Origin of the sequence: Pseudomonas lactis (genome assembly GCF_001439845.1) — a bacterium.
GTDB lineage: Bacteria > Pseudomonadota > Gammaproteobacteria > Pseudomonadales > Pseudomonadaceae > Aquipseudomonas > Aquipseudomonas lactis.
The window spans coordinates 195,470-209,424 of sequence record NZ_JYLO01000005.1; the positions used below are offsets into that span (position 1 = coordinate 195,470).

Annotated in this window: 11 protein-coding genes; 6 read left to right on the top strand and 5 right to left on the bottom strand. The window is 63.0% G+C overall.

The genetic code is table 11. The features are described 5' to 3' along the window. Positions 1-19: 19 nt before the first annotated feature. From pyrR to gshB, 5 genes are all read right to left on the bottom strand, one after another. On the bottom strand, positions 20-526 hold the full coding sequence (gene pyrR, locus TX24_RS09840; protein ID WP_003195069.1) for a bifunctional pyr operon transcriptional regulator/uracil phosphoribosyltransferase PyrR: 507 nt from the start codon (positions 524-526) through the stop codon (positions 20-22). 148 nt (positions 527-674) lie between these two features. After that, positions 675-1,112 carry a Holliday junction resolvase RuvX gene (gene ruvX / locus TX24_RS09845; RefSeq protein WP_003195067.1) on the bottom strand — a complete coding sequence of 146 codons (438 nt, stop codon included), beginning with the start codon at positions 1,110-1,112 and terminating at the stop codon, positions 675-677. Continuing rightward, positions 1,112-1,681, bottom strand: coding sequence for a YqgE/AlgH family protein (locus tag TX24_RS09850; RefSeq protein WP_003195065.1), 570 nt, complete (start codon positions 1,679-1,681; stop codon positions 1,112-1,114). Before TX24_RS09850 ends, ruvX begins: the two co-directional genes overlap by 1 nt. 182 nt (positions 1,682-1,863) lie before the next feature. Then, positions 1,864-2,769 (bottom strand): energy transducer TonB, encoded by a 906-nt coding sequence (locus TX24_RS09855; protein ID WP_047711988.1) that lies wholly within the window; start codon positions 2,767-2,769, stop codon positions 1,864-1,866. 77 nt (positions 2,770-2,846) lie between these two features. Continuing rightward, complete coding sequence (gshB, locus tag TX24_RS09860) at positions 2,847-3,800, bottom strand: glutathione synthase (RefSeq protein ID WP_003195061.1); 954 nt, start codon at positions 3,798-3,800, stop codon at positions 2,847-2,849. Positions 3,801-4,039: 239 nt separating this feature from the next. On the opposite strand from gshB, the gene pilG reads away from it, so the two are divergent. From pilG to TX24_RS09890, 6 genes are all read left to right on the top strand, one after another. Continuing rightward, complete coding sequence (pilG, locus tag TX24_RS09865; RefSeq protein ID WP_014720321.1) at positions 4,040-4,447, top strand: twitching motility response regulator PilG; 408 nt, start codon at positions 4,040-4,042, stop codon at positions 4,445-4,447. Between the two features lie 46 nt (positions 4,448-4,493). Beyond that, positions 4,494-4,859 (top strand): twitching motility response regulator PilH, encoded by a 366-nt coding sequence (gene pilH, locus TX24_RS09870; RefSeq protein WP_003195057.1) that lies wholly within the window; start codon positions 4,494-4,496, stop codon positions 4,857-4,859. Between the two features lie 11 nt (positions 4,860-4,870). Next, complete coding sequence (locus TX24_RS09875) at positions 4,871-5,395, top strand: chemotaxis protein CheW (RefSeq protein WP_034133982.1); 525 nt, start codon at positions 4,871-4,873, stop codon at positions 5,393-5,395. After that, entirely contained in the window at positions 5,392-7,443 is a 2,052-nt protein-coding gene (locus tag TX24_RS09880; RefSeq protein WP_003195053.1) for a methyl-accepting chemotaxis protein, read from the top strand. The genes TX24_RS09875 and TX24_RS09880 overlap by 4 nt, the downstream gene beginning before the upstream one ends. 175 nt (positions 7,444-7,618) lie before the next feature. Further along, positions 7,619-13,435: an Hpt domain-containing protein gene (locus TX24_RS09885; RefSeq protein WP_057710250.1), complete on the top strand. Its 5,817-nt coding sequence runs from the start codon at positions 7,619-7,621 to the stop codon at positions 13,433-13,435. Further along, positions 13,428-13,883: a chemotaxis protein CheW gene (locus TX24_RS09890; RefSeq protein ID WP_003195048.1), complete on the top strand. Its 456-nt coding sequence runs from the start codon at positions 13,428-13,430 to the stop codon at positions 13,881-13,883. Before TX24_RS09885 ends, TX24_RS09890 begins: the two co-directional genes overlap by 8 nt. Positions 13,884-13,955 lie beyond the last annotated feature (72 nt).

A 13,955-nucleotide genomic window follows, 5' to 3' on the forward strand; every position in this document is an offset into this window, starting at 1 on the left:
GGACTCTTTACAAGGCGGTTTAAAGGGCAAGGTCTTGCAGTTCGAGTTCGAGCGGCGTGGGACCGGACAATTTTACCCGTTGCTGGGGGGCAAGCGACAGGGTCGCGCCTACGACGTCCGGGCTGATCGGCAGCTCGCCAGCGTCCAGGTCCAACAGGCACACCAGGGTCACGCTGGCCGGGCGGCCATAGTCGAACAGCTCGTTCATGGCGGCGCGGATGGTACGGCCGCTCATCAGCACGTCGTCGATCAATACCAGGTGCTGGCCTTCGATCTCGAAGGGCAGGGCCGATGGGCGCACTTGTGGATGCAGGCCGTTCTGGCTGAAATCGTCGCGGTAGAAGGACACGTCCAAGGTGCCCAGGGGCGAATCGCTACCCAGTTCTTCCAGCAATGCCTGGGCCACCCACACGCCACCGGTGCGTATGCCGATAAAACGCGGTTCGCTGATGGCACGGTGTTCCAGGTGCGCCTTGAGGCGTATCGCCATCTGGCTGATCAGTTCGGCAGGGTTCGGCAAGCTCATGGTGGCTCCTTGTTAAGTGTGTAGGAGCGAGCTTGCTCGCGAAAAACGTCAACGATAACGCGTGAAAACCTGGAAGTGCGCGGTGCCTGTGAGTTCTTCGCGAGCAAGCTCGCTCCTACAAAAACGGCATAGCAGCAAGCCGCGTCCGTCAGGATTCAAATAAAGCGGTGTTTTCATCCAGCCAGCCCTGCAACAGCAAGGCGGCGGCGATGGCGTCCACCGGGTTGTCGCGGTAACTGCCTTTTTGCCCGCCACGGTCACGGCGCTCACCCTTGGCTTCAAAGGTGGTAAGGCGTTCGTCGTGGGTATAGAAGGGCAGGTTGTAGCGGCCATTGAGGCGGCGCGCGAATTTCTCGGCGCGCAGGCACATGTCGCTCGGGGTGCCATCCATGTTCAGGGGCAGGCCGACCACCACTGCGTCAGGCTTCCACTCTTTAATCAGGGCTTCGACCTGGTTCCAGTCCGGCACGCCGTTCTGGGCCTTGAGGGTGCACAGCTCACGGGCCTGGCCGGTGATGACCTGGCCAACCGCTACGCCGATCTGTTTGGTGCCGTAGTCAAAACCGAGGATCAGACGCAAAGCCATCAGGCGTGCCCCGCCTGGCTGGTCAGCAGGCTGAGGTTGACCCGCAGCTTGGCCGCGGCCGCTTCCAGGCGCAGTTCGCTGGCGGTGTTGAACAGGATGTCAGCGTCGAACGGGCAGGTCAGCCAGGCATTGCTGGCCAGTTCGGCCTCCAGTTGCCCGGCTTCCCAACCGGCGTAGCCCAGGGTGATCACACTTTGCTCAGGGCCGACGCCGTCGGCGATGGCAAACAACACGTCCTGGGACGTGGAGAGTGACACGCCTTCAAGGTCTACCGTGGCCTGGAACTTCGGCCCGGTGGGGTGCAGCACAAAACCGCGATCGGTCTGCACCGGCCCGCCGATGTAGATCGGCACGTGCAGGCAGCTTGCCGGCGGGTCGATTTCCGGGCGCAGTTGCTCAAGGATATCCGCCAGGTTCAGCTCCTGCGGGCGGTTGACCACCAGCCCCATGGCACCATTGGCCGTGTGCTCGACGATGTAGGTCAAGGTCTGCGCAAAGTTCGGGTCGGCCATATGGGGCATGGCGATCAGGAATTGGTGCTTGAGGTAGGTCGGGCTGACGTTTTTCATGTCCGCTAGTGTGGCGTTGGAGGGGCGAACTGACAAGTGCGGGCGCGAGCCTGATCGCTGATCGTTCCCACGCTCCGCGTGGGAACGCATCCCGGGGCGCTCCGCGTCCCAAGGGCAGACGCAGAGCGTCCGTGGCGGCATTCCCACGCGGAGCGTGGGAACGATCTGTAGTGCGGGCGCGATCAGTTGCTGGACAACCGGTCGCCCTTGGCAAACCGCCAGGTGCGTATGATTTCCAGGCGGTCCACGTCGTTCAAGTCGCCGCTGAACGGCGCAAAGGGCGCGGCCAGACGCACGATACGTTGCGCGGCCTGGTCCAGCAGCGGCTGGCCGGAGGACTCCAGCACCTGCACTTCATACAGCGAGCCGTCACGGTTGATCGACACCAGCAGGCGCAAATTGCCATAAATCTGCTGGCGCCGCGCCTCGTCCGGGTAATTGAGGTTACCGATACGTTCGACCTTCTTGCGCCACTCGTCCTTATACCAGGCACCTTTGTCGCGCATGGTCGAGGCCGCGTTCAGGCGGTAGATGCGCGGGCGCTTGGCATACAGCTGTTGCTCATGGGCCAGTTCGGCTTCCAGGCTGGAAATTTCGTCGGACAGCGTCGAGCTGTCGAACGTCGGCGCAGGTTTCACCGGTTCGGGCTTGGGTTCGGTCTTGGCTTTTTCGCGCTGGGTCGGGGCTTTTTGCGGCTTGGGCGCGACGGTGGTTACCGCAGCCTTGGGCGCGGCCTGCTTGACCTCGGGCTTGGGCGCCGGCGGCGGGGTGACCTTCTTGACCTGGTTGTCGTGGAAGGGCGCCACTTCGGTGGTCTTGGGCACGGCTTTCTTGTCGAGGGTGCCGCTGCCTTGCTGGTTGTCCTGGGCGAGAAAGTCAGCCTTTTCGGGCTTCTTTTCGCTCTTGAACGTGGCGAGGGTGATTTCCAGGGTTTTGGTGATCTGCTTGGGTTCCACCAGGGTGAACCCCACGCCCAGGAGCAGGGCGAGGTGAATCAGCGCAGCGAGAAACAGGGTAAAACCGAGACGATCAGCCGGGCGCACGCCGCTATGGGTGAATTCGGGGGGCAGATCGGACGGGAGTGTCATGACAAGAAAACCAACATCGCGCGTTTCACAGATGGCGCATGATAACGCAATGTTGGTGTGTGTCCGGCTGTTCTATGTCACTTGGCTTTTAGCTTGCGCTCAATGGCGGCCATCAGCATTTCGCCGATATTCGTGCCAAATGCATTGTCGATCTCGCGAATACAGGTGGGGCTGGTGACGTTGATTTCAGTGAGGTTCTCACCAATTACGTCGAGTCCGACAAACAGCAGGCCTTTTTCCCGCAGGGTCGGGCCGACTTGAGCGGCGATCCAGCGGTCCTTGTCCGACAACGGCCGCGCTTCACCGCGACCACCGGCGGCCAGGTTGCCACGGGTCTCGCCGGCTGCCGGGATACGCGCCAGGCAGTAATCCACCGGCTCGCCGTCGATCATCAGGATACGCTTGTCACCGTCCTTGATCGCCGGCAGGTAGGCCTGGCCCATGATCTGCTGGGTGCCCAGGGCGGTCAGGGTTTCGAGGATCACCGACAGGTTCGGGTCGCCGGCGCGGTGACGGAAGATCGAGGTGCCGCCCATGCCGTCCAGCGGCTTGAGGATCACGTCGCCATGCTTGGCGGCGAATTCACGCAGTACATCGGCGCGGCGGCTGACCACGGTCGGTGGCGTGCACTGCGGGAACAGGGTGGCAAACAGCTTTTCATTGCAGTCGCGCAGGCTCTGCGGTTTGTTGACGATCAACACGCCCGCACGTTCTGCCTGCTCCAGCAAGTAGGTGGAGTACACAAACTCCATGTCGAACGGCGGATCCTTGCGCATCAGGATCACGTCGAGGTCGCTCAGCGGGCTGTCGATTTCGTCAGAAAGCTCGAACCACTTCTCAGGGTTGGCGAACACCTGCAGCGGGCGCATGCGTGCGCGGGCTTCGCCGTCACCCTGGTAAAGGTCGCGCTGCTCCATATAGAACAAGGTCCAGCCGCGGGCCTGGGCGGCCAGGAGCATGGCCAGCGAACTGTCCTTTTTATAGGAAATGCTGGCGATAGGGTCCATGACAATGCCGACGCGAACGCTCATGGGGGATTTCCTCTAGCAAATTGGGGCGCATAAAAGTGGCGTCAGAGTGGCGCTGCGGCTGTTGTGGGTCAAGGAAAAACCACTGGGCGGGTGCCTCGATAGATTGCGCCAGGAGACTGTGCTAAAAAGGCTGGCACGGCGCAGCAGCCCTTGAATTCCAAGGCTTGCGGCGTTCATCCTGTGCAACGTCAGGCAGTACACACCGAAAACCGATTCGCTGTGGCGATGGTAGAGCAGATATGGAACAGCATTCCAACGCCTTGAAGGTGATGGTGATCGACGATTCGAAAACGATCCGCCGCACCGCCGAGACGCTGTTGAAGAACATGGGGTGCGAGGTCATCACGGCGATCGACGGTTTCGACGCCCTGGCCCGTATTGTCGATCATCACCCGCACATTATCTTTGTCGACATCATGATGCCGCGCCTGGATGGCTACCAGACCTGCGCCCTGGTGAAGAACAACCCGGCGTTCAAGTCGATCCCGGTGATCATGCTGTCCTCCAAGGATGGCCTGTTCGACAAGGCCAAGGGACGCATTGTGGGTGTCGATCAATTTTTGACCAAGCCTTTCAGCAAGGAAGAACTGCTGGGGGCGATCAAGGCTTATGTGCCTGGGTTCGCCGCAGTAGAACAAGCACACTGACGCCGCCTCACGAGGGCTGGCGCCGACCAATGTAGCGGGGAAAACCATGGCACGTATTCTGATCGTCGACGATTCGCCGACTGAAATGTACAAACTCACCGGCATGCTGGAAAAGCACGGCCACCAAGTCCTGAAAGCCGAGAACGGAGGGAATGGCGTGGCCCTGGCCCGCCAGGAAAAGCCCGACGCGGTGCTGATGGACATCGTGATGCCGGGCCTCAACGGCTTCCAGGCCACACGCCAATTGTCCAAGTCGCCCGAAACCAGCGATATCCCCGTGATCATCATCACCACCAAGGATCAGGACACCGACAAAGTCTGGGGCAAACGCCAGGGCGCCAAGGACTACCTCACCAAGCCGGTGGATGAAGAAACCCTGATCGCCACCCTGAACAAGGTGCTGGCCGGCTAAGGCTTGCGATCATGACCGAGTCGCAAACCGCTTTTGAGCTGCTGCTGGACATCGACCGCCGCTGCCGCTTGCTGGCCGCGGACCTGCCGTCCCAGGAAACGCGCCTGCAACGCTGGAGCGGTATCGCCTTTCGCATAGGGCCAAACGCCTACGTGGCGCCCATGGGCGAAGTCGCCGAGGTGTTGCATGAGCCGCGCTGCACCTTGATGCCGGGGGTCAAGCCTTGGGTCAAGGGCGTGGCCAACTTGCGCGGGCGCTTGCTGCCGGTGATGGACCTGGGCGGGTTCCTTGGCCTTGAGTTGTCCAAGGCGCGCAAGCAACGGCGGGTGCTGGTGGTGGAGTTCAACGACCTGTTTGTCGGGCTGCTGGTAGATGAGGTGGTAGGCATGCAGCATTTCCCATTGGACGCCTGGGTGGCGAGCACCGCCTCGAGCGCGCCGTTTATTCAGGGCCAGTTCGACGGCGACCCGCCGTGGCAAGTCTTCAGCCCCTTCGCCCTGGCCCAGGCCCCTGGCTTCATGGATGTTGCCGCATGAGCACCGCTACCACGCCCAAACCCCAGGCCGCTTCGCGCAGCCGTTCGCAGATCATCGTGCTGTTTATCGCCTTGATCGTGTTCATCATGTTGCTGTTCGCCAACTTCGCGTACCTCAACACCCAGTCCACCTACGATAAACAGTACATCGGCCACGCCGGTGAGCTGCGCGTGCTGTCCCAGCGCATTGCCAAAAACGCCACCGAGGCCGCTGCCGGCAAAGCGGCGGCGTTCAAGCTGCTGGGCGATGCGCGCAACGATTTTGCCCAGCGCTGGGGCTACCTGAAAAAAGGTGACCCGCAAACCGGTTTGCCGGCGGCGCCCAGTGCGGTACGCGCCGAAATGCGGGCAGTGCAGACCGACTGGGAGGCGCTGCTGAAAAACACCGACGCTATTCTCGCCAGCGAGCAGACCGTGTTGTCGTTGCACCAGGTGGCGGCGACCCTGGCCGAAACCGTGCCGCAACTGCAGATCGAGTCGGAAAAGGTCGTGGATAGCCTGCTGCAACGCGGCGCCCCGGCCAGCCAGGTGGCCTTGGCCCAACGCCAGTCGCTGCTGGCCGAACGTATCCTGGGGGCGGTCAACACGGTGCTGGCGGGGGATGAAACCGCCGTGCAGGCCGCCGATGCCTTCGGTCGCGATGCCAACCGTTTTGGCGCGGTGCTCAATGGCATGCTCAACGGCAACCCGGGGTTGCGTATCACCCAGGTCGAAGACCCGGACGCCCGGGCGCGGCTGGCGGACATTGCCGAGCTGTTCGAATTTGTCTCCGGCTCCGTGGATGAAATTCTCGAGACTTCGCCGCAGTTGTTCCAGGTGCGCGCCTCGGCGAGCAATATTTTCAACTTGTCGCAAACCCTGCTCGATGAAGCTTCGCACCTGGCCACCGGTTTTGAAAACCTCGCCAGCGGGCGCAGTTTAGACACCATCGGCGGTTACGTGCTGGGCTTGCTGGCGCTGGCCTCGATCATCCTGATCGGCCTGGTCATGGTGCGCGAGACCAACCGCCAACTGCATGAAACCGCGCAGAAGAACGAGCGCAACCAGAACGCGATCATGCGCCTGCTGGATGAAATCGAAGACCTGGCCGACGGCGACCTTACCGTCACCGCCTCGGTCACCGAAGACTTTACCGGCACCATCGCAGACTCCATCAACTATTCCGTGGACCAACTGCGCGACCTGGTCGCCACCATCAACCTCACGGCCGGGCAGGTCGCGGGCGCGGTACAGGACACCCAGGCTACCGCGATGCACCTGGCCCAGGCGTCGGAGCATCAGGCCCAGCAGATTGCCGAAGCGTCTACCGCCATCAACCAGATGGCGCAGTCCATCGATCAGGTATCGGCCAACGCGGCCGAATCCTCGGCGGTGGCTGAGCGTTCGGTGGAGATCGCCAACAAAGGCAACGAGGTGGTGCACAACACCATCCACGGCATGGACAACATTCGCGAACAGATCCAGGACACCGCCAAGCGCATCAAGCGCCTGGGCGAGTCGTCCCAGGAAATTGGCGACATCATCAGCCTGATCGACGACATCGCCGACCAGACCAACATCCTCGCCCTCAACGCCGCGATCCAGGCCAGCATGGCCGGTGACGCCGGGCGCGGCTTTGCGGTGGTGGCCGATGAAGTGCAACGGCTGGCCGAACGCTCCTCGGCGGCCACCCGGCAGATCGAAACCCTGGTACGCACCATCCAGGCCGACACCAACGAAGCGGTGATCTCCATGGAACAGACCACCACCGAAGTGGTGCGCGGCGCGCGCCTGGCCCAGGACGCCGGGGTGGCACTGGAAGAGATCGAAGGCGTGTCCAAAACCCTGGCGGCGCTGATCCAGAGCATTTACAACGCGGCGCAGCAACAGACCTCATCGGCGGGGCAGATTTCCCTGACCATGAACGTGATCCAGCAGATCACCACCCAGACTTCGTCGGGTTCCACCGCCACCGCCGAAAGCATTGGTAACCTGGCGAAGATGGCCAGCCAGTTGCGCAGGTCGGTGTCGGGTTTCACCTTGCCGCCGCCCAAGCAGGTGGACGATTGAAATACGACCTGAACAACACCACAGTCCAACTGTGGGAGCTGGCTTGCCTGCGATAGCGGTCTGTCAGATACAGATATAGTGCTGACCCACCGCTATCGCAGGCAAGCCAGCTCCCACATTGGATCTCCATTGTTTGTGCGATACCAGCAACTCATGAATTCTAAGCGGAGCAGTTATGGTTGATCGGCACGACTACGTGGCCCTCGAATGGGTCAAGGGCGATATTGCCGAAACCCTGAAGCAGGCCCGGTCGGCCCTGGACGCGTACGTTGAAACCCATGACGACGACGCCCTCAACGAATGCCTGGCCGGTATCCACCAGGTGCATGGCGCGCTGCAAATGGTCGAGTTCTACGGCGCGGCGCTGTTGGCCGAAGAGATCGAGGAACTGGCCCTGGCGCTCCAGGCCGGGCACGTCGGCCAGCGCGATGAAAGTATCCGCCTGCTGCAACAAGCCCTCGGCCAACTGCCGCTGTACCTCGACCGCGTGCACAGTGCCCGCCGCGACTTGCCGCTGGTGGTGCTGCCGCTGCTCAACGACTTGCGCAGTGCCCGTGGTGAAAGCCTGCTATCGGAAACCAGCCTGTTCAGCCCGCAACTACTATTGATCGAGCCGTTGCCTGAGCAAGCCCTGGCCCAACGGGCAACGCCGGATCTGCATGAACAGTTGCGCCAATGGCGCCACCTGCTGCAACAAGCCCTTGCCGGGTTGCTGCGTGAAGACCACGGCCCCAGCAACCTGGAAGACATGGCCCGGGTGTTCGCACGCCTCGAAGCGCTGTGCCAGGGCGCGCCGCTGTTGCCGTTGTGGCAGGTCACCTCGGCGCTGGTCGAAGGCATGCTCACCGGCGTGGTCGCCAACAGCCCGGCGCTGCGCAGCCTGCTCAAGGCCAGCGATAAACAGCTCAAGCGCTTGCTGGTTCAAGGCGTCAATGGCATCAACCAGCCGGCGCCGGATGAGTTGCTCAAGAGCCTGTTGTTCTACGTCGCCAAAGTCACCCGGCCGACGCCGCGCATGCAAAGCCTGAAGGAACGCTACGGCTTGGACGAAGCCTTGCCCGACAGCGCCGTGGTCGATGCTGAACGTGCGCGGCTGGCTGGGCCGGATCGCAATGCCATGGGCTCGGTACTCGGGGCGTTGTGTGAGGAGCTGGTGCGGGTTAAGGAACGCCTGGATCTGTTCGTGCGCAGTGATCGCCAGCACACCCAGGACCTCGACCCCTTGCTGGCGCCGTTACGCCAGATCGCCGATACCCTCGCGGTGCTGGGTTTCGGCCAGCCGCGCAAAGTGATCATCGACCAACTCGCCGTGGTGTTGAGCCTGGTCCAGGGGCAGCGCGAACCCAATGACGCGGTGTTGATGGATGTGGCCGGCGCGTTGCTGTATGTCGAAGCGACGCTGGCCGGGATGATCGGCACCGTCGAGCCGCAAAGCCGTGAAGACAGCCGCTTGCCCACCACCGACCTGACCCAGATTCACCAGCTGGTGATTCGCGAGTCGTGCCAGTGCCTGCGCCAAGCCAAGGAGCTGGTGATCGACTGCATCGAGGCCGACTGGGACCGTCAGCGCCTGGAGTCCTTGCCCGAGCTGTTGAGCCAGGTACGCGGTGCCCTGGCGATGATTCCTTTGCCGCGCGCGGCGAGTTTGATGCGCGGTTGCACCGACTACGTCGATGAGCAGTTGATGGTCAATGACGCCGCGCCTTCGGCGGCACAGCTGGGGCATTTCGCCGAGGTGGTCAGCAGCCTGGAGTACTACCTCGAACGCATGCTTCAAGACCCTGACGCGGCGGGCGAAAAAGTGCTGGAACTGGCCACCCAGGGCTTGAATGCACTGGGCTACCTGCCGGCGGAAAAACCCTGGCGCCAGGCCCTGGCCGCGCCCGAGGGGGCACTGTCCGAGGCCGCACCCAGCCAGTCGCAATTCGATGCGCTGGCGAGCCCAACCTCACGTCTCAACCCTCCGGCCTTGCAGCGTCCCGGCAGCTTGTTGCCGCCGCCGGCCGGTGAAGAACCGATTGACGATGAACTGCGCGAAGTCTTCCTGGAAGAAACCGATGAAGTCCTCGACGTGCTGCATCGCTACCTGCCCGACAGCGCGGACAAAACCGCCCAGGGCGAAATGCGCCGCGCCTTCCATACCCTCAAGGGCAGCGGCCGCATGGTGCGCGCCCTGGTGCTGGCCGAGCTGGCCTGGGCCGTGGAGAACCTGCTTAATCGCGTGCTGGAACGCAGCGTAGCCCTCGGCCCTGAGGTGCAGCAGGTATTGGATGAGGCCGTGGCCCTGCTGCCGGAGCTGATCGCCGATTTTGCCAGCGACGACCAACGCCAGCGCGATGAGGTCGATGCCTTGGCCGCCCGAGCCCATGCCCTGGCCAGTGGCGCCGTCACGTCGGCCACCGAGCCCCATGACCCGATGCTGCTGGAGATCTTCCGCAACGAAGCCCAAGGCCATCTGGACAGCCTCGAGTACTTCCTGCAACAGGCCGCCGAGCAGATGCCGCTGCAGGTCAGCGATGAACTGCAACGCGCCTTGCACACCCTCAAGGGCAGCGCCTACATGGCCGGCGTATTGCCCATCGCCGAACTGGCGCGCCCGCTGGATCACCTCACCCGTGAATACAAGGCCCACCGCCTGCCGCTGGGCAAGGACGAAGTGGCGTTGCTACTTGAAGCACAAGGTCTGTTCCAGCGCGGCCTGCGAGACCTGAACACCCATCCCCTGGCGCCGATCAACGGCGCCGCCGACCTGATCAGCCGCACCCAACGCCTGCTGGACCATCAACTCGCCGCCTTGCTCGACGCGCCCACGACCGGCCTGCGCGTCAAGCGTGACCCGCACTTGATCACCAACTTTCTGGCCCAGGGCATGGACATCCTGCTCGACGCCGAAAGCCTGCTGCGTCGCTGGCAGCAACACCCCGGCGACCGTCAGGAACTCACGGCGTTGCTGGACGAGCTGACCACCCTGGGCGAGGGCGCGCACCTTGCCGACCTGCACCCTATCGACGCGTTGTGCGAAGCCTTGCTCGACCTCTATGGCGCGGTGGAAGAAAGCAGCCTGGCGGTCAGCGCCCGCTTCTTCCAGGAGGCCGAACAGGCCCACGACGCGCTGATCAATATGCTCGACCAGTTGGCCGCCGGCCAGGAAATCAGCCCCGCGCCCGCACGGCTGCAGGCATTGCGCGAGTTGCTCGATGAAGCACTGGACCCGTCCGCCACAGGGCTGATCAAAAGCGACGGCAGCCGCGCCCTGAGTATTTCCGAGTTGGGCGCGGCCACTGCGCAGCTGGATCACGCAACGGCGATGGACGACGAGATTGTCGAGATCTTCCTTGAAGAGGCCGTAGACATCCTCGACAGCGCCGGCCAGTCGCTCAAGCGCTGGCTGCTGGAACCCGAAAACGCCGCGCCCTTGTCCTCGTTGCAGCGGGACCTGCACACCCTCAAGGGCGGTGCGCGCATGGCCGAAATCGACCCGGTGGGCGACTTGGCCCATGAGCTCGAATGCGTTTATGAGGGGCTGGTGGACCGCCGCTACAGCTATTCCGTGGAGCTGTCCCAGGCACTGATGGCCAGCCATGAGCGCTTGGCCCAACAGTTGGACGAGCTGCAACAGCAGCAACCCTTGAGTGACGGCGCCGAACTGGTCGAAAGGCTACGGGAATTGCGCCAGGCCAGCAGCCCGGCAGCGCCGGCCGCTGTGACGCCAGCCTCGGGTGCCGACCCGGAATTGCTGGATATCTTCCTCGAAGAAGCCGCCGATATCCTCGACAGTTCAGGCAGCGCGTTAGTGCGCTGGCAGGCCGAGCCGGGCAATCGCCAGGAAGTGGAAACCCTGCTGCGTGACCTGCACACCCTCAAGGGCGGCGCACGCATGGTCGAGATCGGGCCGATCGGCGATCTGGCCCATGAGCTGGAATTTCTCTACGAAGGACTGTCCGCCGGTTTGCTCGCGCCGACCCCTGAGTTGTTCGCTCTGCTGCAAGGCTGCCATGACCGCCTGGCGCAAATGATCGACGCCGTGGCCGAGGGGTTGCCGGTGGGCTCGGTGGATAAACTGATCGAGCGCATCAAGAGCCTGGTGCACCCCAGTGATGAGCCGGTTACACCCGTGGCACTGCCGGCGGGCAAGGCCGAAGCGGTCGCCGATCCGGCTGCCGACATGGTGAAAATCTCTGCTGACTTGCTCGATGACCTGGTCAACCTCGCCGGCGAAACCTCGATCTTCCGTGGGCGTATCGAGCAGCAAGTCAAGGATGCGCGCATTGCCTTGAATGAGATGGAAACCACCATCGAGCGCATGCGCGACCAGCTGCGCCGGCTCGACAGCGAAACCCAGGGCCGCCTCCTGAGCCGCCAGCAAGCCGAGGCCGAACGCCTGGGCTACGAAGAATTCGACCCGCTGGAAATGGACCGCCATTCGCAGCTGCAACAGCTGGCCCGTGCGCTGTCCGAATCCGCCTCCGACCTGCTCGACCTCAAGGACACCCTTGAGCGCCGCAACCAGGATGCCCACAACCTGCTGCAGCAACAGGCGCGCATCAACACCGAATTGCAGGAAGGCCTGATGCGCACGCGCATGGTGCCTTTCGAGCGCATGTTGCCACGCCTCAAGCGCATCGTGCGGCAAGTGGCGGGCGAATTAGGCAAAGACGTGGAGTTCATCGTCGGCAATGCCGAAGGCGAGATGGACCGCAATGTGCTGGAGCGCATGGCGGCACCCTTGGAGCATATGCTGCGCAACGCCGTCGACCACGGCCTGGAGTCGCGCGAAGTGCGGCTGGCGGCGGGCAAAGCGGAGAAGGGCCGCATCACCCTGGACCTGACCCACGAAGGCGGCGACATCGTCTTCGACATGCGCGACGACGGCGCGGGTGTGCCCCTTGAAGCGGTGCGGCGCAAGGCAATCAAGCGCGGCTTGCTCGCGCCCCATCAAGAGATGAGCGACCGTGACGTGTTGCAGTTCATCCTGCAGCCGGGCTTTTCCACCGCCGAAAAAATCACCCAGATTTCCGGGCGCGGCGTGGGCATGGACGTGGTGCATGAAGAAGTGCGCCAGCTCGGCGGCTCCATGGTGATCGACTCGACGCCGGGCATGGGCGTGCATTTTCGCATTCGCCTGCCGTTTACCGTGTCGGTCAATCGTGCGCTGATGGTGCACTGCGCGGACGACCAATACGCGATCCCTCTCAACACCATCGAAGGCCTGGTGCGCGTGCTGCCCCACGAATTGGCCGGGCACTACCAGCAAGACCCGCCGCACTATGAATACGCCGGCCAGCGCTACGAGTTGTTCTACTTAGGCGACCTGCTGCACACCGCCAGCCGCCCGAAACTGCTGGGCCAATACCAGCCGGTGCCGGTGCTGCTGGTGCACTGCAATGAGCGCCGCGTGGCGGTGCATGTGGATGCCATGGCCGGTACCCGTGAGATTGTGGTCAAGGGCCTGGGGCCGCAATTCTCCGGGGTGCAGGGCGTGACCGGCGCGACCATCCTGGGCGACGGCCATGTGGTGCTGATCATCGACCTGCTGGCGCACATCCGCGCCCGGCAACCGGCCTTGCCGGCCCAGGTGGTGGATGCGCCGCTGATCCTCAACGACCCGCTGAAAAAACGCCCGCTGCTGGTACTGGTGGTGGACGACTCGGTCACCGTACGCAAAGTCACCAGCCGCCTGCTGGAGCGCAACGGCATGAACGTGCTCACCGCCAAGGACGGGATCGACGCCCTTGCCATCCTGGAAGAACACACCCCGGACTTGATGCTGCTCGACATCGAAATGCCGCGCATGGACGGCTTCGAAGTAGCCATTCAGATACGCAACGACCCACGCCTGATGCGCTTGCCGATCATCATGATCACCTCACGCACCGGCCAGAAACACCGCGACCGCGCCATGGCCATTGGCGTCAACGACTACCTCGGCAAGCCGTACCAAGAGTCGGTGCTGCTGGAAAGCATTGCCTACTGGAGCAAGTCCCATGCTTGAGCACCGCACCAGCCAACTCACCGGCCTGCTGCTGCCCCTGGCCGACCGCCACCTGGTGCTGCCCAACGTTGCCGTGGCCGAGCTGATCGACTTCCAGCGCGGCGAGCCGGCCAGCGATGCACCGCCGTGGTACCTGCGGCAGGTTACGTGGCGCGATCGGCAGATTCCGTTGATCAGCTTTGAAGCGGCCTGCGGAGAAGCCAGCATGACGGGTGAACGCTCACGCATCGTGGTGTTGAACGCACTGGGCGGGCGACCGACGTTGAAATTCATTGCCCTGGTGATCCAGGGCATTCCGCGCTCGTACAAGCTCGATAGCGAATTGAGCTACGTGGACGTGCCCCTGTGCCCGCTGGAACTGGCGGCGGTGCAAGTGGGCGAGCAGGTGGCGAAGGTGCCGGATTTGATGGGGCTTGAAGCGTTGTTGGTGGAGTCCGGCCTGGCCTGATCCTGAGCCCTATGAAGATCTACTGTGGGAGCTGGCTTGCCTGCGATAGCGGCCTGTCAGTCAACATCTCAG

Coding starts and splice junctions, on each gene's coding strand:
- pyrR (WP_003195069.1), bottom strand. CDS start 526: ATGAGCTTGCCGAACCCTGCCGAACTGATCAGCCAGATGGCGATACGC.
- ruvX (WP_003195067.1), bottom strand. CDS start 1,112: ATGGCTTTGCGTCTGATCCTCGGTTTTGACTACGGCACCAAACAGATC.
- TX24_RS09850 (WP_003195065.1), bottom strand. CDS start 1,681: ATGAAAAACGTCAGCCCGACCTACCTCAAGCACCAATTCCTGATCGCC.
- TX24_RS09855 (WP_047711988.1), bottom strand. CDS start 2,769: ATGACACTCCCGTCCGATCTGCCCCCCGAATTCACCCATAGCGGCGTG.
- gshB (WP_003195061.1), bottom strand. CDS start 3,800: ATGAGCGTTCGCGTCGGCATTGTCATGGACCCTATCGCCAGCATTTCC.
- pilG (WP_014720321.1), top strand. CDS start 4,040: ATGGAACAGCATTCCAACGCCTTGAAGGTGATGGTGATCGACGATTCG.
- pilH (WP_003195057.1), top strand. CDS start 4,494: ATGGCACGTATTCTGATCGTCGACGATTCGCCGACTGAAATGTACAAA.
- TX24_RS09875 (WP_034133982.1), top strand. CDS start 4,871: ATGACCGAGTCGCAAACCGCTTTTGAGCTGCTGCTGGACATCGACCGC.
- TX24_RS09880 (WP_003195053.1), top strand. CDS start 5,392: ATGAGCACCGCTACCACGCCCAAACCCCAGGCCGCTTCGCGCAGCCGT.
- TX24_RS09885 (WP_057710250.1), top strand. CDS start 7,619: ATGGTTGATCGGCACGACTACGTGGCCCTCGAATGGGTCAAGGGCGAT.
- TX24_RS09890 (WP_003195048.1), top strand. CDS start 13,428: ATGCTTGAGCACCGCACCAGCCAACTCACCGGCCTGCTGCTGCCCCTG.